This window comes from Luteimonas sp. GW821-FHT14E02, assembly GCF_058803905.1.
Genome location: NZ_JBXAPK010000006.1, coordinates 163,415 through 181,444 on the forward strand (window position 1 = coordinate 163,415; position 18,030 = coordinate 181,444).

General features: G+C 64.6%; 17 protein-coding genes. 5 read left to right on the plus strand and 12 right to left on the minus strand.

From position 1 onward, the window contains the following. Positions 1–175 precede the first annotated feature (175 nt). The 5 genes from AC1RNP_RS11760 to AC1RNP_RS11780 all read left to right on the plus strand — a co-directional run bounded on the left by AC1RNP_RS11760 (position 176) and on the right by AC1RNP_RS11780 (position 5,340). Entirely contained in the window at positions 176–1,453 is a 1,278-nt protein-coding gene (locus AC1RNP_RS11760; protein ID WP_493051454.1) for an HlyD family secretion protein, read from the plus strand. Then, the gene (locus tag AC1RNP_RS11765) at positions 1,450–3,585 is read left to right on the plus strand and encodes a peptidase domain-containing ABC transporter (RefSeq protein ID WP_493051455.1); all 2,136 of its coding nucleotides are present in this window, start codon (positions 1,450–1,452) and stop codon (positions 3,583–3,585) included. Before AC1RNP_RS11760 ends, AC1RNP_RS11765 begins: the two co-directional genes overlap by 4 nt. 98 nt (positions 3,586–3,683) lie before the next feature. Next, a complete protein-coding gene (locus AC1RNP_RS11770) occupies positions 3,684–3,848 on the plus strand; it encodes a hypothetical protein (RefSeq protein ID WP_493051456.1) in 165 nt (54 codons plus the stop codon). A gap of 100 nt (positions 3,849–3,948) precedes the next feature. Beyond that, positions 3,949–4,119 (plus strand): hypothetical protein, encoded by a 171-nt coding sequence (locus AC1RNP_RS11775; RefSeq protein WP_493051457.1) that lies wholly within the window; start codon positions 3,949–3,951, stop codon positions 4,117–4,119. Between the two features lie 93 nt (positions 4,120–4,212). Then, positions 4,213–5,340 carry an MvdC/MvdD family ATP grasp protein gene (locus AC1RNP_RS11780; protein ID WP_493051458.1) on the plus strand — a complete coding sequence of 376 codons (1,128 nt, stop codon included), beginning with the start codon at positions 4,213–4,215 and terminating at the stop codon, positions 5,338–5,340. A gap of 21 nt (positions 5,341–5,361) precedes the next feature. Here the strand turns inward: AC1RNP_RS11780 and AC1RNP_RS11785 are convergent, their stop codons facing one another. The 12 genes from AC1RNP_RS11785 to rimP form a co-directional block, all read right to left on the minus strand. After that, on the minus strand, positions 5,362–6,177 hold the full coding sequence (locus AC1RNP_RS11785; protein ID WP_493051459.1) for an aminoglycoside phosphotransferase family protein: 816 nt from the start codon (positions 6,175–6,177) through the stop codon (positions 5,362–5,364). Positions 6,178–6,264: 87 nt separating this feature from the next. After that, complete coding sequence (locus AC1RNP_RS11790; protein ID WP_493051460.1) at positions 6,265–6,696, minus strand: hypothetical protein; 432 nt, start codon at positions 6,694–6,696, stop codon at positions 6,265–6,267. After that, complete coding sequence (locus AC1RNP_RS11795) at positions 6,693–7,337, minus strand: DUF5671 domain-containing protein (protein WP_493051461.1); 645 nt, start codon at positions 7,335–7,337, stop codon at positions 6,693–6,695. Before AC1RNP_RS11795 ends, AC1RNP_RS11790 begins: the two co-directional genes overlap by 4 nt. Before the next feature lie 184 nt (positions 7,338–7,521). Further along, entirely contained in the window at positions 7,522–9,630 is a 2,109-nt protein-coding gene (gene pnp, locus AC1RNP_RS11800) for a polyribonucleotide nucleotidyltransferase (RefSeq protein WP_493051462.1), read from the minus strand. Positions 9,631–9,763: 133 nt separating this feature from the next. Then, positions 9,764–10,024 carry a 30S ribosomal protein S15 gene (gene rpsO / locus AC1RNP_RS11805; protein ID WP_264179832.1) on the minus strand — a complete coding sequence of 87 codons (261 nt, stop codon included), beginning with the start codon at positions 10,022–10,024 and terminating at the stop codon, positions 9,764–9,766. A gap of 253 nt (positions 10,025–10,277) precedes the next feature. Further along, complete coding sequence (locus tag AC1RNP_RS11810) at positions 10,278–10,967, minus strand: hypothetical protein (protein ID WP_493051463.1); 690 nt, start codon at positions 10,965–10,967, stop codon at positions 10,278–10,280. Between the two features lie 27 nt (positions 10,968–10,994). Continuing rightward, entirely contained in the window at positions 10,995–11,435 is a 441-nt protein-coding gene (locus AC1RNP_RS11815) for a hypothetical protein (protein ID WP_493051464.1), read from the minus strand. A 94-nt stretch (positions 11,436–11,529) separates the two neighbouring features. Then, complete coding sequence (gene truB, locus AC1RNP_RS11820; RefSeq protein ID WP_493051465.1) at positions 11,530–12,498, minus strand: tRNA pseudouridine(55) synthase TruB; 969 nt, start codon at positions 12,496–12,498, stop codon at positions 11,530–11,532. A gap of 159 nt (positions 12,499–12,657) precedes the next feature. Then, positions 12,658–13,023 (minus strand): 30S ribosome-binding factor RbfA, encoded by a 366-nt coding sequence (gene rbfA, locus AC1RNP_RS11825; RefSeq protein WP_493051466.1) that lies wholly within the window; start codon positions 13,021–13,023, stop codon positions 12,658–12,660. 6 nt (positions 13,024–13,029) lie between these two features. Then, positions 13,030–15,642: a translation initiation factor IF-2 gene (infB, locus tag AC1RNP_RS11830; RefSeq protein WP_493051467.1), complete on the minus strand. Its 2,613-nt coding sequence runs from the start codon at positions 15,640–15,642 to the stop codon at positions 13,030–13,032. 109 nt (positions 15,643–15,751) lie between these two features. After that, positions 15,752–17,263, minus strand: a complete 1,512-nt coding sequence (gene nusA / locus AC1RNP_RS11835; RefSeq protein WP_493051468.1) for a transcription termination factor NusA — start codon at positions 17,261–17,263, stop codon at positions 15,752–15,754. A 117-nt stretch (positions 17,264–17,380) separates the two neighbouring features. Beyond that, on the minus strand, positions 17,381–17,983 hold the full coding sequence (gene rimP, locus AC1RNP_RS11840; protein ID WP_493051469.1) for a ribosome maturation factor RimP: 603 nt from the start codon (positions 17,981–17,983) through the stop codon (positions 17,381–17,383). Between the last annotated feature and the right edge of the window lie 47 nt (positions 17,984–18,030).

An 18,030-nucleotide genomic window follows, 5' to 3' on the forward strand; every position in this document is an offset into this window, starting at 1 on the left:
TCCGCTTCGTGCTGCGAACGCACAGCCAGCGCTTGCAACACTTGCCGGCTTTTGCCAGCCTCCGCACTTTCCCTCTGCAGCGGACACCATGACCGATCACGCCCCTGCCCCGACGGATCCCCGGACTCCGTGCACCGCGTGACCATGCTCGATCTCCGCACATCCTCCCGATGCCATGAATGACGGATTGTTCCGGCGCGAAGTACTCGACGCCAGAAAGGAGCAATGGCTAGGGACGGTACGATTGACCACGTCGCGGCTGGGCTGGCCGATGGCGCTGATCGCCGCTGCCGCTGTGCTGGCGTTGTTATTGGTGTTGGCGTTCGGCAGTTACGCGCGCAAGGAGCGCGTGCAGGGGCGCCTGATCCCGTCCGGAGGATTGTTGAGCGTGGCCGCGCCGGCGAAGGGCGTCGTCGCGCGGGTGCTGGTGCGCGAGGGCGATGCTGTGCGCCGCGGCCAGGAACTTGCGGAAATCTCCTCGGACCTCGACGCCCCCGACATGGAAGGCGGCCTGAGCGCGACCATCGGCGCGGCATTGCAGCAGAAGCGCGAACGCCTGCAAACCGACCTCCATGACCTGCGCCAAAGCGAAGCACAACGCACGGCGGCGTTGCGGGAAAAGATCGCATCGCTGTCGCAGCAGCGCACGGCGGCCGAACAACGCCATCACCTGCGCAGCACCCAGGCCCGCAATGCGCGTGCATTACTGGAACGCGTGCAGCCCCTGGAAAAACAGCAGATCGTCAGCGCGGTGCAGATCCAGGGCTACGAAGCCGCCGCGCTGGAAGCCGAAGCCTCGGCGGAAACCAGTCGGCAGGAACAACTCGACATCGAACAGACACTCGCCGCGACGCGCGCCGAGCTGGATGCGCTGCCGCTGGACACCGCGACGCGCCGCAGCGAGATCGAACGCCTGCTGGCGGACATCTCCGAGGACAGCGCACGCAATCGTGTGGAAGGCGGCCTGCGACTGCGGGCACCTCGCGCGGGAACGATCACGGGCTTGTCGGTCGCGGCCGGCGACGCCATCGGCCAGGGCCAGCGCCTGCTCTCGCTCATTCCGGAGCACTCCGCGTTGCAAGCGGAACTGTGGGTGCCGAGCCGCGCCGCCGGCATGCTGAAGACCGGCACGCGCGTGGCGATGCGCTACCACGCTTTTCCCTATCAGCAATACGGACAACGTTTCGGCCGCATCGTCGAGCTTTCCGGCAGCGCGTTGCCGGCACAGGAAATCCTGACACGCAGCGGCATTCGCCTCGATGCGCCGGCTTATCGCGCGATCGTCACGCTGGACGCGGCTCCCGGCGCCACCCTGCCTCTGCGCGCGACCATGACGCTCGACGCCGATCTTCTGCTTGAACGCAGGCGCCTGTACCAGTTCATCCTCGATCCACTGCGCACCCCGCTACGTACCATTGACCCGCCGCAAGGCACGGCCGGAGGCACGCCGTGAAGCTTTCGGACCAGAAGCGGCTGCCCGTGGTGCAGCAAAGCGAGATCGCCGAATGCGGCCTCGCTTGTCTAGTGATGGTCGCCCGCTATCACGGCCACGATATCGATCTGGCCAGCATGCGGCGTCGCTTCCCGATCTCGCTCAAAGGCGCCGGCCTGTCGCGGCTGATCTCGATCGCCGGCACGCTCGGTTTCGAGACGCGACCGCTGCGCGCCGAAGTGGAACATCTGCGCGAGATCGCCCCGCCTTGCATCCTGCATTGGGATCTCAACCACTTCGTCGTGCTGAAGCAGATCGATCGCGAGCGCGCCGTCGTCCACGATCCCGCACGCGGTAAAGTGTCGATGTCCCTGGCCGAATTCGGACGTCACTACACCGGCGTGGCACTGGAACTGGTGCCTGCTTCCGGATTCGAACCAGCCCGCGAGCGTCAGCGCATCTCCGTGTCGTCGCTGGTCGGCCGCGTCACCGGCGTGCGCCGCGCGCTGGTGCAAGTGTTGCTGCTGGCGGTTTCACTGGAAGTGCTGACGCTGGCGCTACCGTTGTCGATGCAATGGGTGGTCGACGATGTCCTGGTCTCGGCCGATCTCGGGCTGCTGACACTGATCGGCATCAGCTTCCTCGCCATCGTCGTGCTTCAATCCGCGACCGCCGCGATGCGCGGCTGGGTGGTGGCGGGCATCGGCGCCTCGCTCAATTCGCAATGGCTGACCAACCTGTTCGGTCATCTATTGCGGCTGCCACTGGATTATTTCGAGAAGCGCAGCGTTGGCGGCGTACTGTCGCGCTTCATGTCACTGCAGACGATCCAGCAGACTTTAACCGGCAGCTTCGTCGAAGCGGTACTGGACGGCCTGACGGTATCGCTGGTGCTGATCCTGCTGCTGCTCTACAGCCCGCTGCTCACCGGGTTGGTGCTCGGCGCCTTCGCCATCTATGCCCTGCTGCGCTGGCTGGCCTATCGCAAGCTGTGGTCGCTGAAGGAAGAACAGCTGACGTTCGTGGCGCGCCAGCAAACCCAACTGATCGAATCCATCCACGGCGTGCAAACCATCAAGCTGGCGAACCAACAGGCGCAGCGACGCGCACGCGTCGCCAACGCCACGGTGGAAGTCGCCAACCGCGAAGCCGCGATCGGCCGCGTGGCTGCACTGTTCGGCGGATTGTCACGGCTGGTCTTCGGCACGCAACGCGTGCTGCTGATCTGGATCGCGGCCTGGATGACACTGCGCGGACAGTTCAGCGCCGGCATGCTCGTCGTCTTCGTCGCCTATGCCGATCTCTTCGCCACCCGCACGAGCAGCCTGATCGACAAGTTCGTCGATCTGCGGCTGCTCGGCCTGCACGGCCAGCGCATCGCCGACGTCGCGCTGGAACCGCCGGAACCGCACGTCATCGGCCAGTATTCCGGCCCCGCGCCGGAGCCGACGCTGGTCGTGGATAGCATCAGTTTCCGCTACGCCGAGGACGAGCCGTGGATCCTGCGCGATTGCAGCCTGCGTATCGAGGCAGGCGAATCGGTCGCCATCGTCGGGCCCTCGGGATGCGGCAAGACCACGCTGGCCAAGCTGTTGCTCGGGCTGCTGCATCCCGCGCACGGCAAGATCAAGATCGGCGGAATCGACATCCGCCATTACGGCCTCGGCAACTATCGCGCACGCTTCGGTACCGTGATGCAGGACGACGCCCTGTTCGCGGGATCGATCGCGGAGAACATCAGCGGCTTCGATACCGACGCGACGCCGGAAACCATCGAGGCCGCCGCCCGCGCCGCACAGATCCACGACGACATCCTGCGCATGCCCATGGGCTACGAATCGCTGGTCGGCGACATGGGCTCCACGCTTTCCGGCGGCCAGAAACAGCGCGTGCTGCTGGCGCGGGCGCTGTATCGCGAGCCCGCCTTCCTGCTGCTGGACGAAGCGACCAGCCATCTCGATGTCGCGCGCGAACGCGCGATCAACGACTGCATCGCGGAATTGGCGATGACGCGCATTGTCATCGCGCATCGTCCGGAGACGATCCTCAGCACCGATCGCGTTATCGAATTGCGCAACGGCGCAGCAATCGTGCGAAGCGCATCAGAATACGCAGGCGTATCGATCATGGAGCGTGCGAGGCATCACGATTAAGACGCTTCTAACAACCAAATGACGAACTTTGTCTTAGCATCGAACACGACCACAGCCGAAGCCGGACGGCTTTCGTTTCCGGCACAAGAGGACATGTCATGAGCCAGAAAGACAACAGCGAAACCAGCCGCCCGCTTGCCCGCAACGTCGCTCGCGAATTGACGCCGGCCGAAATCGAAGCCATCGCCGGCGGCCGTCCCGCAACCACCCACGCCACCGGCCCGAACGGTGACGACCCGGCCGATCCTGGCGATCTCGCCTAAGGCCGCACAGGCCGACGCACGGACGCGCATCCTGCTTCAATCCGACACAACGCATTCGCACCGGCCGCACGGGCCGGCCCGCGACTTTCAGGAGACATCCGTGAGCAAGTTTGAAACGCAGAAAGACCAGTCGGCGCGTCCGTTCGCCCGCGTCGCCGCACGCGAGCTGACGAAGGAAGAAATCGAAGTCATCGCCGGCGGCCGTCCGCCGCCGGATCACACCCATGCCACGGGCGCCAACGGCGACGATCCCAGCGATCCCGGCGTCTGACGCTATCCCACCGCCCGCTTGGGCGGCAGCAGAACGTGCGCCCCGCAAGCCGGGGCGCATTTGTATCCAGAGACGCCGGAGTCCGCATCGCGCATGAGCAGTGCATCCCGCATGAACAGAAGTCCGCTGATCCTTTCCGTCTATGCCCACGACATCCATGCCCATGCGGTGTGCTGGGGCTTGCGCCGCAACGGCGTCGCGCCGGTCTGGGCGCGCAGCCTGGCCGACGATGTGCTCGCGCCGATCTCGCTCGAATGCGATGATCACAACGGCCTCGCCGCCACGGGAGCGTTCGCGCCGGAATCGGTCGGCAGCATCTGGTTCCGGCGTCCGAGGATTCCCGAAGAGTTTCCCAACACTCGCGAGAGCGATCTCCCGTTCGTGCGTAACGAATGGAAGCGCTTCATCCACAACGCCTACGCCGTCGCCGATGCGCTTCCCGGCGCGTTCTGGGTGAATCGTCCGAACGCAGCCGTCGAGGCCGAGAACAAGCTGGTGCAGTTGCTCGCCGCGCAGCGTTGCGGGTTGACGTTCCCGCGCACGCTGGTGTCGTCGGACCCGGCGCGAATCCGCCGCTTCGTCGCCGAGCACAAGCATGTCGTCTACAAACCTTTCCAGACCCATACCTGGCAGGACACCGATGGCCGGATGTACAGCACCTACGCGCGCACCATCGACGCCGGCATGCTCGAGGACGATGACAGCCTGCGCCAATGCCCCGGCATCTATCAGGTGCTGGTGCGCAAGACACACGATGTTCGCGTCACCGTCATCGGCGATCACTTCTTCGCCGCCAGGCTTGAAGGCGATGATGATCCGACCTTCGTCGACTGGCGTTCCTCCTCCATCGGCAATCGCGTTCGCAGCGGTGTCGCGACCCTGCCCACGGCGCTGGAAACAAAGATCTCCGCGCTGATGCGCGAACTCGGCATCGTCTTCGGCTGTGTCGATCTGGCCATCGACGCCGATGGCGATGCCCACTTCCTGGAGATCAATCAATCCGGGCAATTCCTGTTCCTGGAAGATTCCGTGCCGGAGTTGCCAATCCTGCAGGCAATGTGCGCGATGCTGGCGCAAGGTCGCGCCGATTACACGCTGGATGCGATCGCGGACGTGTCGTATGCCGACTATCTCGCTGGCGAGGAACACCGGGAATGGTGGGATAGCGTCAGTGGGGGCATCCGCGAAGGTGGACGAATTCCTGGCGTGAGCCTGGAATAGCTGCGCCGCATCAGTCCCCGATCAGACCGCCAACAGCCGCGAGGCTTCCCACGCGACCGCCAGCGGAGGGGCAGCATCCTCCTCGTTGCCGTCACCCAGCCACCACGCGGCGGACAGTCCGGTGTAGGCCAGCAACCATTGCAACAGCCGCCGCCGCTCGATCGCGGCGGCCTCGGCGATGATCTCGAGGCGATCCGCCACTCGTTCCGGTGCGAGACCGAATTCTTCTTCCGGATTGCACAGCATGTTCGCGTAGTCGAAACCGCGCTCGCCGTAGACGCGCTTAGGATCGATGACGAGCCAGCCGCGTTCCTCGCCGAAATCGAGCACGTTGTCGTGATGCAGATCGCCGTGCAGTACCACGATGTCTTGCGCATCGGCGAGCAGCTGCCTGGAAATGGCGAGCGATTCCGTCAGCACGCCGCCGTACTGGTTCGCCATCGGTTCCAGATCGCGGAACCATTCCTGCAACGTCAGCAGTCCGGGCGGCGGTGGCGCCTTCTGCGCATGCAGCCGACCGGCGGCGGCGCAGAGGATGCGGCAGGCTTCGTCGTCCCTGCCCTCCTGCACCATGCGCGTCAGCGAACGCGTTCCCGTGGCACGCTCCATCAGCAGGACGCCGCACTCGGCGTCATGCGCCAGCACGTGCGCGGCGCCGTTGCCGTTCCACCAGGCCATCAGCAGGCCACCCAGCTTCTCTTCCGCCTCGCGCGCGAGCTTGAGCATTGCCGGCGTGCCGTCGGCGCATCGCACCGGCATCAGATCGCTGCTATGGGTGTTGATAGCCTCGCCGTCGGGTGTCAGTTCCCAGCGGTCGAGATAAGGCGCGAAAGGCATCAGCTGACATCTCCGGAGATTCGCTTCGAATGCCAGTTACGCGTGTCCGCGAGGACGACTGGCAAACGAAGATCGGAACCACCCGGATCAGTTGAGGTCTTCATCCTTGATCTTCAAGTCGAAGCACTGCTTGCCGGCTCCATGCTCCCAGTTCCTGGCGACCCAGTCCACGTCACGCGTCTTGGCGGTATCGGTGGTGAAATGCGCGCACAGCTGGAAATTGTCCTTTCCATCCGTGCTGTAGGCATAAGGCGTGCCGTCGATGGGGTCGGTGATGTCCAGATGAGAGCCGGGCTGGCGGGTCAGCGTTCCCAGATCCGGCGGTGGTTGCCCATGTTTCTTCGCGTATGCACGCACGGTGTTCGCAATCTCGTCGAGATCACGCACCCGGCGCTGATCCAGCCGTATCTCACGCTGTGCCGCCGGCGATCCCATCACCGCGACCGCTCCTGCCACCGCGGCAACGATCGCTATCGACGCCGTAATCAGCATCCACTTTCCCACCGGCTTGGTGCTCATGCCTCACCTTCCTCGCGACGCAGATCGTACAGGTAGTAGCCGAAGACGCTACTGGCGATCACCGCCGCCACTAGCACTTTGAGCAGGAAGCGCGTGCTCAGTTCGCCACCGAGCAGGTTGTACACCAAGGTGGTCATGTCCCCGATCAGCACCGCTGCGGCGATGAACAAGGTCAGATAGGTCAGCCAGCGCCGAACCGGCGACAATCGCTTGATCGGATGCTTCGCCACTTCACGGGTAATCAGATGCGACATGAAGACGAACACCGGGAACGCGATGATCAACGCCGCAGTCGACCAGCGTATCTCGCTGCCAAGCCGCACGATCGCGTATTCCGGGACTGCCGGGTCCGGCCAGAAATGGTTGATCAGATCGAACAGAAGGCTGCCCAGGTTCCAGGCCGCGAAATACAGCGTGGCGAACAGCACCAGATACAGAAAGGCTTCGCGCGCGGACAACGAGGCGCGCGGCTTGGGCACGGGGACCGGGAAACCGACATCGGCATAGGCGTCGAGCACGCCACGGGTCTGATCAGGCGCCCAGCCGGCCTCCGCCAGCGCCTGTGCGATCGCTTCCTTGGACTGCCCGCGCAACAGCGCCTCACGGACGAACAGCTCCAATTCCTGTGTTGCTGCGGCCATGGCCACCTCTCCTGACGGGACGGGGCGAATCTAGCAGTTCCGAGGAAGTTTGCGAGGCCGGCAGGCGAAGTGTCGTCGAACGATACCAACGGAAGCAGAAGCCGCTACCACGAATCCTCTGAGGCACGCGCAAAAGAAAAGCGGGCCGAAGCCCGCTTTCCCGAATCGCTGCGACAGTGCCCGCTTATTCGGCGGCCACGCCCTCGCCTTCCTCGACGGCCTTCATCGACAGGCGGATACGGCCCTGCTTGTCGACTTCCAGCACCTTGACCTTGACCACGTCGCCTTCCTTGAGCTTGTCGGACACCTTCTCGACGCGCTCGTTGGAAATCTGCGAGACGTGCACCAGACCATCCTTGCCCGGCAGGATGGTGACGAACGCACCGAAGTCCATCAGCTTGACGACCTTGCCCTCGTAGATGCGGCCCGGCTCGACGTCGCTGGTGATCTGCTCGATGCGCGCCTTGGCGGCCTGCGCGGCGGCGGCATTCACCGAGGCGATGACGATCGTGCCGTCGTCCTGAATGTCGATCTGCGTGCCGGTTTCCTTGGTGATCGCCTGGATGGTGGAACCACCCTTGCCGATCACTTCGCGGATCTTGTCGGGGTGGATCTTCAGCGTCAGCAGGCGCGGCGCGTATTCGCTCAATTCGCCGCGCGGCGTGGTGAGCGAACTGCTCATCTCGCCGAGGATGTGCAGGCGGCCCTGCTTGGCCTGCGCCAACGCCACCTTCATGATCTCTTCGGTGATGCCCTGGATCTTGATGTCCATCTGCAGCGCGGACACGCCGTTGGCGGTACCGGCCACCTTGAAGTCCATGTCGCCCAGATGGTCTTCGTCACCGAGGATGTCGGACAGCACGACGAAGGCATCGCCTTCCTTCACCAGGCCCATCGCGATGCCGGCCACCGGCGCCTTGATCGGCACGCCGGCATCCATCAGCGCCAGCGAGCTGCCGCAGACGGAAGCCATCGACGAGGAACCGTTCGACTCGGTGATTTCCGAGACCACGCGGATCGTGTACGGGAATTCTTCCATCGTCGGCATCACGGCCAGCACGCCGCGCTTGGCGAGGCGGCCGTGGCCGATCTCGCGACGCTTCGGCGCGCCAAAACGGCCGGCCTCGCCCACCGAGAAGGGCGGGAAGTTGTAATGGAACAGGAAGTGTTCCTTGTACTCGCCGGCGATGGCGTCGATGATCTGGCCATCGCGCGCGGTGCCGAGCGTGGCGATCACCAGCGCCTGCGTCTCGCCGCGGGTGAACAGCGCCGAGCCGTGGGTGCGCGGCAGCACGCTGACCTTCGAGGCGATCGGGCGCACGGTATCGAGCGCACGGCCGTCGATGCGGATCTTGGTGTCGAGCACCGAATCACGCATGGTGCGGTATTCCAGTTCACCGAACTCCTTGCCGAGGTCGGCTGAATTCCAGCCTTCGGATTCGGCGCGTGGCGCCAGCGCGCCCAGCACGTCTTTCTTGATCGCGGCGATGGCGTCGCGGCGCTGCAGCTTGTCGCGCACCTGGAAGGCATCGGCCAGCTGGGTGCCCACGGCTTCCTTCAGTGCGGCGATCAGGGCGTCGTTCTTGGCGGGCGCCTGCCAGTCCCAGGACTTGGTGCCGGCTTCCACGGCCAGTTCGTTGATGGCGTTGATCACCACCTGCTGCGCCTTGTGGCCGAACACCACTGCGCCCAGCATCACGTCCTCGGACAGTTCCTTCGCTTCCGATTCCACCATCAGCACCGCCTGCGAGGTACCGGCGACGACCAGTTCCAGATCGCTGTCGAGCAGTTCGGTGGCGGTGGGATTGAGCAGGTACTGGCCGTTCTTGTAACCGACCTTGGCGGCACCGATCGGGCCCTGGAACGGGGCGCCGGTCAGCGCCAGCGCGGCGGAGGCGCCGATCATGGCCAGAATGTCGCCGTCCACTTCGGGATTCAGCGACACGACCTGGGCGATGATCTGCACTTCATTCCTGAACTCCTCCGGGAACAGCGGGCGGATCGGGCGGTCGATCAGGCGCGAGATCAGCGTCTCTTTCTCGGTCGGGCGGCCTTCGCGCTTGAAGAAACCGCCGGGAATGCGGCCGCCGGCATAGAACTTCTCCACGTAATCGACGGTGAGCGGGAAGAAGTCCTGTCCTTCACGCTGCGTCTTCGCCGCCACCGCGGTGACCAACACCACGGTGCCGTCGACCGAGACCATGACCGCGCCGCCGGCCTGGCGGGCGATTTCACCGGTCTCGAGCGTGACCGTCTGATTGCCGTACTGGAAGCTCTTGGTAACTTTTGCCACGTTGGGAATTCCTAAAAGGGGCTTGCGATGAACCGCGAGGGACCCTTGCCCCTGGCGGGCGGATCACGCGACGGTCCGCGCGATCCATAAAAGAACCGCGGCGCATTGCTGCGCCGCGATCGGGATATTTCGATTATCGACGCAGACCGAGCTTCTCGATCAGGGCCTTGTACCGCGTCGCGTCTTTGCGATGCAGGTAGTCGAGCAGGCTGCGACGGCGGTTGACCATCTTCAGCAGGCCGCGACGGCTGTGGTGATCGTGCTTGTGCGTCTTGAAGTGTTCGGTGAGGTGGCTGATGCGCGCGGTGAGCAGGGCGACCTGCACTTCCGGCGAGCCGGTATCGTTGTCGCCGCGCTTGTTGTCGGCGATGACTTGACTGGTATCGATGGACATCTGAATTGCCTCTGGTAGACGCGAGACCGACAGGAACGCTCCGGGATGTGCCGGAAACGCACCGTAGGGTTCGCCGTGAACGGGGTGGATTTGGCCGGAAAATCGGCGCCGAAATTGTACCGGTGGAGGCCTTGTGAAACAAGGTGTTAACACAACGGCCGGCCAAGCCCAGGGGGGCGGAACCGTGCCTGTCGGGCCTCCGACCCGCTATCAGAGGCGGGCCGGCGCTTCGGGACCGATCAACCGGCTCGCATCAAGGCTTCTTTTCGTCCGCCTCGGGGGCCTGTTCGCCGTCCTCGGCCGGTGTGCCGGCGCCGGCCTTGGCCGCCGCCATTGCCTGCATCGCCTTGGCCATGCCCTCCATTTCCCCGTTCAGCAGCACCTTCCAGGCATCGCCGTGCCGGCGCATGCTCACCACCTCCATCTTGGTGATGCTGATGCCCATCGCCTTGGCGTTGGTCCGGGTCACCACATGACGCAGGTCCTCGCCCTCGGCCACGCTGCCGATGACCTCGGACGGCCCCAGCCCGCCGCCGAGGGAGGACAGGCGCGACATCATGTTGCCCATGAACATGGCGAAGAATTCGGCGTCGCTGGCCTGCTTCAGGGCTTCCGGCTTGATCTCGCCGAACAGCGCGGCACCAGCGCCCTGATCCGAGGCCGAAGCCGCATCGGCGATCGGCTGCAACATGCCGCGGAAGCTCTTCAGCGCCCCGTCGTCGAACAGCGCGGCCGCGCCCTTCCAGTCCGAGGCCTTGAGCCGCGTGTACAGCTCGGCGGCGACGGCTTCGGGTTTGGTGGTGTCGACTGCGCTCTGCGCCCATGCCGTCGGCACGAACCAAAGTGCAAACAAGAGGACTATGACCAACGCCTGCATTTTAAGTTTCATACGGATATCCATTCCACCATGAATTGAATGAACTTTAATCACGAGACTCTGCACTTATATACGCAACCGGCTCCAGCGTGATCATTGAAAAATTCGAGCCCATAGTGACTTTGGCTGCGGCGCATAGATTTCAGCCGGGATTCCAATCAACGCTGGCCCCGAGAGTGTCGCGCCATGTAGCGACCCGCCTTGGTTCAAAGCCTGATTCACCGAAGATATCGCGGAGCTACGAAGCGCAATGTTGCTAAAGAAATTCCGAGGGCCGGAATGGTACATCTCCATCGCAAAACAGAAGGCGTTTTGAACGATGGGTTCCACATTGAACTCGAATTCAAGCCATTGACCGCGACTCGTTTTCGCACTGAACGTCGCTGGCAGATTCACCCCACCCATATGAGAAACAAGCACGATCCCAAATACCTCGGGAAGCCAGTCGATCAGTCGACTGGCGAGCATAGGGTCTCTACTTAACGCAACAATTTTTTCTTCCACTTCTTCATCTGTAATGCCATCAGTCCCCATGATGGTTATCGCTTGCTCTATTAGTTCCGAAGAGACAGCGGGAAGCATAAGCAGAGAGATGACCGATCTGGTGAGTGAGCAGATTACTATCAAACTAGCTACTACTCACCGCCCAACTGAACATGCGTTGTGGACGCAGGCGGCCCGCAGCATCCACTTCGCCCAACCCGAGCGCACGGCCATGCGGATCGAAAATGGCCACGGATCCAGCGGGCCGGAATCCGCCCTCCACTCCCTGCCCATACGCCAGCCGCGCCGCCTGCGCCGGATTCACGTCGACGGTCGGCCACGAGGCCATGCCGGTCTCGATCGGCAGCAGGCAGGCATCGAGCCCCTGCTCGCTGCGCCCGGCCAGCGCCTCCAGGGCTTCGAACGTCCATAGCCGCGGATCGCGGAACGGATCCACCCACAACCGCCGCAGTTCGGCGACGTGTGCGCCACAGCCGAGCGCTTCACCGAGATCGCGCACCAGACTGCGCACGTAGGTGCCGGAACCGCATTCGACATGCAGCCGCAGCTGTGGCGCCCCCGGGTGTTGCAGATTGTCGAGCAGATCGGCGGCCGACTGCAGTTCAAAGGCATGCACGTCGATCTCGCGCTCTTCCACCTCGACGATCTCGCCGCGTCGCGCCTTGGCGTAGAGCGGCTCGCCGCCGCGCTTGAGCGCCGAATAGATCGGCGGCCGCTGGCGGATCCTGCCGATGAAGGCGCGCAGGGCGTGATCGATGACATCGATCGTCAGTGCCGGCACGGGGCGCTCGCGCAGCGGTTGGCCGTCGGCGTCGTCGCTGTCGGTGACGATGCCCAGGCGCGCCACCACGTCGTAGGCCTTGCGCGCGCCCAGCAGGCCGCCGGCGATCTTGGTGGCCTCACCGAAGCACACTGGCAGCAGGCCGGTGGCGAGCGGGTCCAGGCTGCCGGTATGTCCGCCCTTCTCCGCGCGGAACAAGTGACGCACGCGCTGCAGCGCCTGGTTCGAGCTGATGCCCTGCGGCTTGTCGAGCAGCAGGATGCCGTCCAGCTTACGGAACGTGCCCTTGCGCGTGCGCGGCTTCTGGCTCATCGGGCTTGAGAATGCTGCTTCGACGGACGCCGATCAAGACCTCGGCACGACGTTCGTGCGCCCGTCCACAAGCAGGCCGTCCACAGGCAAGAAGCCAGCCGGTCCGTCGGCCCATCGGATTTCGTCATGCGGGACGGGAGGAAATCGGCGCCGCGGCCGTCAGGTCGTCGTGCCGGAACCATCCGGCAGATCGCGCAGCAGGTTGTCGATGCGCTCGCCGCGGTCGACCGAATCGTCGTAGTGGAAATGCAGCTCCGGCACGTGGCGCAGCTTCACCGCGCGCGCAAGACGGAAGCGCACTTCCGGCGCCACCGCGCGCAACCCCTTCATCGCTTCATCGGCGCGTTCCGGCTGCAGGGCGGTGACGAAGACCTTGGCGTGCGCCATGTCGCGCGTGACTTCCACGTCCGACACGCTCACCGAAGGCAGGCCGTGCTCCTGCACGGCCTCGCGCACCAGCGTGCCCAGCTCGCGGCGGAGCTGGGCGGAAACGCGGTCGGTGCGATGGAACGACTTCTGTGCCATGGAGGATTACAGCGTGCGCTGCACTTCGATACGCTCGAAGCACTCGATCTGGTCGCCAGGCTGCACATCGTTGTACGCCTTCACGCCAATGCCGCACTCGGTATTGACGCGGACTTCGTCGACGTTTTCCTTGAAGCGACGCAGCGATTCCAGCTCGCCCTCGAAGATGACGGTGTTATCGCGCAGCACGCGGATCGGCTTGCTGCGCTTGACCACGCCCTCGACCACCATGCAGCCCGCCACGGCGCCGAATTTGGAGCTGCGGAACACGTCGCGGACTTCCGCGGTACCGATGATCTCCTCGCGGATTTCGACACCGAGGATACCCGACGCCACCTGCTTCACCTGGTCGATCACGTCATAAATGATCGAGAAGTAACGCAGGTCCACGCCGTTGGATTCGATCACGCGGCGCGCCGACGCATCGGCGCGAACGTTGAAGCCGATGATCGTGGCCTTGGAGGTCGCCGCCGAATGCGCGTCCGACTCGGTGATGCCGCCCACGCCGGAGCTGATCACGTTGATCCGGATCGCATCCGTGGACAGTGCCGTCAGCGCTTCGCGCAAAGCCTGCACCGAACCCTGCACGTCGGCCTTGATGATCAGCGGCAGGCTGAGCTGGCCTTCGGCCTGACCCATCTGCGCCATGATGTCTTCCATGCGGTTGCCCGGCACGGCGACCAGACGCGATTCGCGGCGCTTGGCGTCGCGCTGCTGCGCCACGTCCTTGGCCAGGCGCTCGTCGGCCACGACCACGAAATCGTCACCGGCGTCCGGCACACCCGACAGACCCAGCACCTGCACCGGGATCGACGGGCCGGCGCTTTGCACCTGCTGGCCGTTTTCGTCGAACAGCGCGCGCACGCGGCCGTACTGCACGCCGCAGACCAGATAATCGGCCTTCTGCAGCAAGCCCTGCTGCACCAGCACGGTGGCGACCGGACCACGGCCCTTGTCGAGCGAGGACTCGATCACCACGCCCGTGGCACGGCCCGTCGGCGTGGCCTTGAGTTCCAGCACTTCAGCTTGCAGCGAAATCGCGTCGAGCAGGCTGTCTACACCCTGCCCCGTCTTGGCCGAGAGTTCGACCATCTGCGTCTCACCACCGAACTCTTCGGCAACGATTTCCTGGCTCAGCAGCTCATTCTTGATGCGGCTGGGATCGGCGTCGGACTTGTCGATCTTGTTGATCGCCACGATCAGCGGCACGCTGGCCGCCTTGGCATGCCGGATCGCCTCGATCGTCTGCGGCATCACGCCGTCGTCGGCCGCAACCACCAGCACGACAACGTCGGTGAGCTTGGCGCCGCGCGCGCGCATCGAACTGAACGCGGCGTGGCCCGGCGTGTCGAGGAAGCTGATCACGCCCTTGTCGGTTTCCACGTGATACGCGCCGATGTGCTGCGTGATGCCGCCAGCCTCGCCGGAAGCAACCTTGGTGCGGCGGATGTAGTCGAGCAGCGAGGTCTTGCCGTGGTCGACGTGGCCCATGATCGTGACCACGGGCGGACGCGGCACCTTGTCACCCTGCACCTCTTCGGTGTGGGCGATCAGTTCGCTTTCGACGTCCCCTTCATCGGCACGCAGGGCCTTGTGGCCGAGCTCTTCGGTCACCAGCACCGCGGTGTCGTGATCGATGCTCTGGGTGATGGTGGCCATCACGCCCATCTTGAACAGCGCCTTGACCACGTCGCCGCCTTTGAGCGCGAGCTTCTGCGCCAGATCGGCCACGGTGATCGCGTCACCGATGGCGACCTCGCGCACGATCGGCGCGGTCGGACGCGAGAAGCCGTGTTCGCCGCCGCCGCTGCGCGATTGCTCGATATTGCGGCGCGACGACTTCGGCTTGCCACGCGCGGTGGTGCGGCGTGCGCGTTCGGAAGCGGTGAGATGGAGTTGGCCCGCGAAGCGTGCGGCGCTGTCGTCGTCCTCGACGCCCGACACCATCACGTGCGATCCGCGGGTCTTGTGCTTGTGCGCGGCGCCGCGATCGTCGCCGTTGCGCGGCGCGGGCGCCGGCTTCGGATGACCATGCCCGCTGGGCTTGCGCACGGTAGTTTCATCGTCGCGCTTCTCTGCGGCGGCGGCAGCCGCGAGCGCGGCCTCGGCGCGCAGTCGCGCGGCCTCTTCTTCTTCCTTGCGCTTGCGTTCGGCGGCCTCTTCGGCGCGGCGCTTGTCTTCCTCGGCCAGTCGCTGCTGCTCGGACAGGTTGCGCTGCCTGGATTCCTCCAGCTTGCGCAGGATCTCGGCCTGTTCGTCGTTCTGCGGCGCGCGCTGCTGCCCCGCGGCGCCAGCGGCTTCGCTCGGCTTGACCAGCGTGACCTTCTTGCGCACGACCACATCGACCGTGGTCTTGTTCTTGCCGCCGCCGACGGTGAGTTCCTGCTTGCGGCTGCGGTTGAGCGTGATCTTCTTCGGCGCGGCCGCTTCCTCGGCCGGCTTTTCGGCCTTGCCATGGGTACGGCGGAGGAAGCCGAGCAGCTTGACCTTCTCGGTACTGGTCACGACCTGATCGGGATCGTTGAAGGGCATGCCCGCTTCGGACAATTGCTCCAGCAACTTCTCGACCGGCGTGTTCACCAGTGCGGCCAGCTTGCGGATGGTGGTTTGCTGCGACATTCGGTTTCCGTGTTCTGATGCGCGGGCCGTGGCCTGCGCGTGATATGGCGATTTTAATTCATGGCCGGGGACCGTAGTTCATGCGAATGGCTTCGGTTCCGGGCATTGCTCAGCCTTCCCGCTCCAACCGTGCGATCTCCTCGGCGCGCGCGGCCAGGATCAGCGCGGCGGCGCGTGCCTCGTCGAGGCCTTCGATGCCGAATTCGACGACTTCGTCGGCACCGAGATCCGACAGCTCCTCGCTGGTGCGCACGCCGTGCGCGGCCAGTGCGTAGGCGGTCTCGTCGTCCATGCCCGACAGCTGCAGCAGGTCTTCGGCCGGCGCGTTCTCGTCCAGCTCCTCCTCGACCGCCAGCGCATCGTTGAGCAGCGCGTCGCGGGCACGGGCGCGGAGTTCCTCGACGATGTCCTCGTCGAAGCCTTCCACCGCCAGCAGCTCGCCGACCGGCACGTAGGCGATTTCCTCGACCGTGGTGAAGCCTTCCGAGACCAGGATGCCGGCGATTTCCTCGTCGACCTCGAGCTTCTCCTGGAACAGCTGACGCGCGGCAGCCTGTTCGGCTTCCGACTTCTCGGTGACCTGATCCTGCGTCATCACGTTGAGCTGCCAGCCCGACAGGCGGCTGGCGAGGCGCACGTTCTGGCCACCCTTGCCGATCGCCTGCGCCAGGCGCTCCTCGGCGACGGCCAGATCCATCGAGTGCTTTTCCTCATCGACGATGATCGACTGCACTTCCGCCGGCGCCATCGCGTTGATGACGAACTGGGCCGGATTGTCCGACCACAGCACGATGTCGACGCGCTCGCCGTTGAGTTCGTTCGACACCGCCTGCACGCGCGAACCGCGCATGCCGATGCAGGCGCCGATCGGATCGGTGCGGTTGTCGTAGGCCACCACGGCGATCTTGGCGCGGTCGCCCGGATCGCGTGCGCAAGCCTTGATCTCGACGAGGCCCTGGCCGACTTCCGGCACTTCCAGCTTGAACAGCTCCATCATGAATTCGGGCGCGGCGCGGCTGATGAACAGCTGCGGGCCACGGGGCTCGCTGCGCACGTCGTACAGGTAGCCGCGAATGCGGTCGCCGGCGCGCACGACGTCGCGCGGGATCGCCTTGTCCTTCGGAATGAAGGCTTCGGCATTGCCGCCGAGATCGACGTAGACGTTGCCGCGCTCCACGCGCTTGACCACGCCCGTCACCAGCTCGCCGACGCGATGCTTCCATCCGTCGACTACCTGCGCACGCTCGGCCTCGCGCACGCGCTGCACGATCACCTGCTTGGCGGCCTGCGCGGCGATACGGCCGAATTCGGCGTTCTCGATCTGCTCTTCGATGTAGTCGCCGACTTCGGCGCCTTCGCTCTCGTCGACCGCGTCCATCAGGCGGATCTGGCGATCCGGCGATTCCATCACCACGTCGTCAGCCACGACTTCCCAGCGGCGGAAGGTCTGGTAGCTGCCGTCTTTCGGATCGATCTGCACGCGCGTCAGCACGTCCTGGTCGTGGTAGCGCTTCTTCGCCGCAGTGGCGAGCGCCGCCTCGATCGCTTCCAGGATGACGGTCTCCGGCACGCCCTTTTCGTTGGCGACCGCGTCGACGACCAGCAACAGTTCCTTGCTCATTCTTTAAGACCTCTGAAACTTTCTGTGCCTGTACTTCGGTGACGAGGGTGATACTTCCACAACCCCGCCATTCGCAGCTTCGCCGCCAATGGCTGCCTCCTTAACTTAAGGGGGCTGTTACTTCGGTTGGGATTTCTGTTCGTTCACCGGTTTATTGGTTTGCTTGTTCGTGGGGTGTTTCTTTGCTTGTTTGCCGGGGCGCGCGTCGCGTCCCGACTTGTCTTTCGCCGGCGCGTAACCGAGCGCCACCCAATCGGGCACCAGCTTCGCCTTGTCGATGTTGTCGAAGACGACCGCAACCGGTGCGCCGTCGACTTCGAATGTGATGGTGCTGCCCTCGACGCTCGCGATGACGCCCTGCAGCCTGCGGCGCCCATCCTGCGGCAGCTTCAAGCCGACCTTGGCTTGCTCGCCCAGGAAGCGCGCGAACTGCTCCGGCGTGAACAGCGGACGATCGACGCCCGGCGAGGAGACTTCCAGCGTGTAATGCCCGCTGATCGGATCCTCGACGTCGAGCTGGGCCGAGACCTCGCGGCTGACCGCTTCGCAATCCTCGATGCCGACCACGCGACCTTCCTCGGCATCCGCGGGAACGTCGATGTACAGACGCAGCACCGCGCTGCCCGGCGCCGGCAGGTATTCGGCGCCCAACAGTTCGAGGCCCAACGATTGCACCGTCGGCGCCAGCAAAGTCGAGATTTGGGTTGCTTTGTCCGTCATCTCTTACCGTGGAAAATCCGCACTCGGGCTGCGTAACGCCCGAAAAC

What these genes read in the sequence shown, in the direction of transcription:
- AC1RNP_RS11780 (WP_493051458.1), top strand. Translation starts at nt 4,213, where the DNA reads ATGAGCAGTGCATCCCGCATGAACAGAAGTCCGCTGATCCTTTCCGTC.
- AC1RNP_RS11815 (WP_493051464.1), bottom strand. Translation starts at nt 11,435, where the DNA reads ATGGGGACTGATGGCATTACAGATGAAGAAGTGGAAGAAAAAATTGTT.
- infB (WP_493051467.1), bottom strand. Translation starts at nt 15,642, where the DNA reads ATGTCGCAGCAAACCACCATCCGCAAGCTGGCCGCACTGGTGAACACG.
- rbfA (WP_493051466.1), bottom strand. Translation starts at nt 13,023, where the DNA reads ATGGCACAGAAGTCGTTCCATCGCACCGACCGCGTTTCCGCCCAGCTC.
- rimP (WP_493051469.1), bottom strand. Translation starts at nt 17,983, where the DNA reads ATGACGGACAAAGCAACCCAAATCTCGACTTTGCTGGCGCCGACGGTG.
- AC1RNP_RS11790 (WP_493051460.1), bottom strand. Translation starts at nt 6,696, where the DNA reads ATGAGCACCAAGCCGGTGGGAAAGTGGATGCTGATTACGGCGTCGATA.
- rpsO (WP_264179832.1), bottom strand. Translation starts at nt 10,024, where the DNA reads ATGTCCATCGATACCAGTCAAGTCATCGCCGACAACAAGCGCGGCGAC.
- AC1RNP_RS11760 (WP_493051454.1), top strand. Translation starts at nt 176, where the DNA reads ATGAATGACGGATTGTTCCGGCGCGAAGTACTCGACGCCAGAAAGGAG.
- AC1RNP_RS11785 (WP_493051459.1), bottom strand. Translation starts at nt 6,177, where the DNA reads ATGCCTTTCGCGCCTTATCTCGACCGCTGGGAACTGACACCCGACGGC.
- truB (WP_493051465.1), bottom strand. Translation starts at nt 12,498, where the DNA reads ATGAGCCAGAAGCCGCGCACGCGCAAGGGCACGTTCCGTAAGCTGGAC.
- nusA (WP_493051468.1), bottom strand. Translation starts at nt 17,263, where the DNA reads ATGAGCAAGGAACTGTTGCTGGTCGTCGACGCGGTCGCCAACGAAAAG.
- AC1RNP_RS11770 (WP_493051456.1), top strand. Translation starts at nt 3,684, where the DNA reads ATGAGCCAGAAAGACAACAGCGAAACCAGCCGCCCGCTTGCCCGCAAC.
- AC1RNP_RS11795 (WP_493051461.1), bottom strand. Translation starts at nt 7,337, where the DNA reads ATGGCCGCAGCAACACAGGAATTGGAGCTGTTCGTCCGTGAGGCGCTG.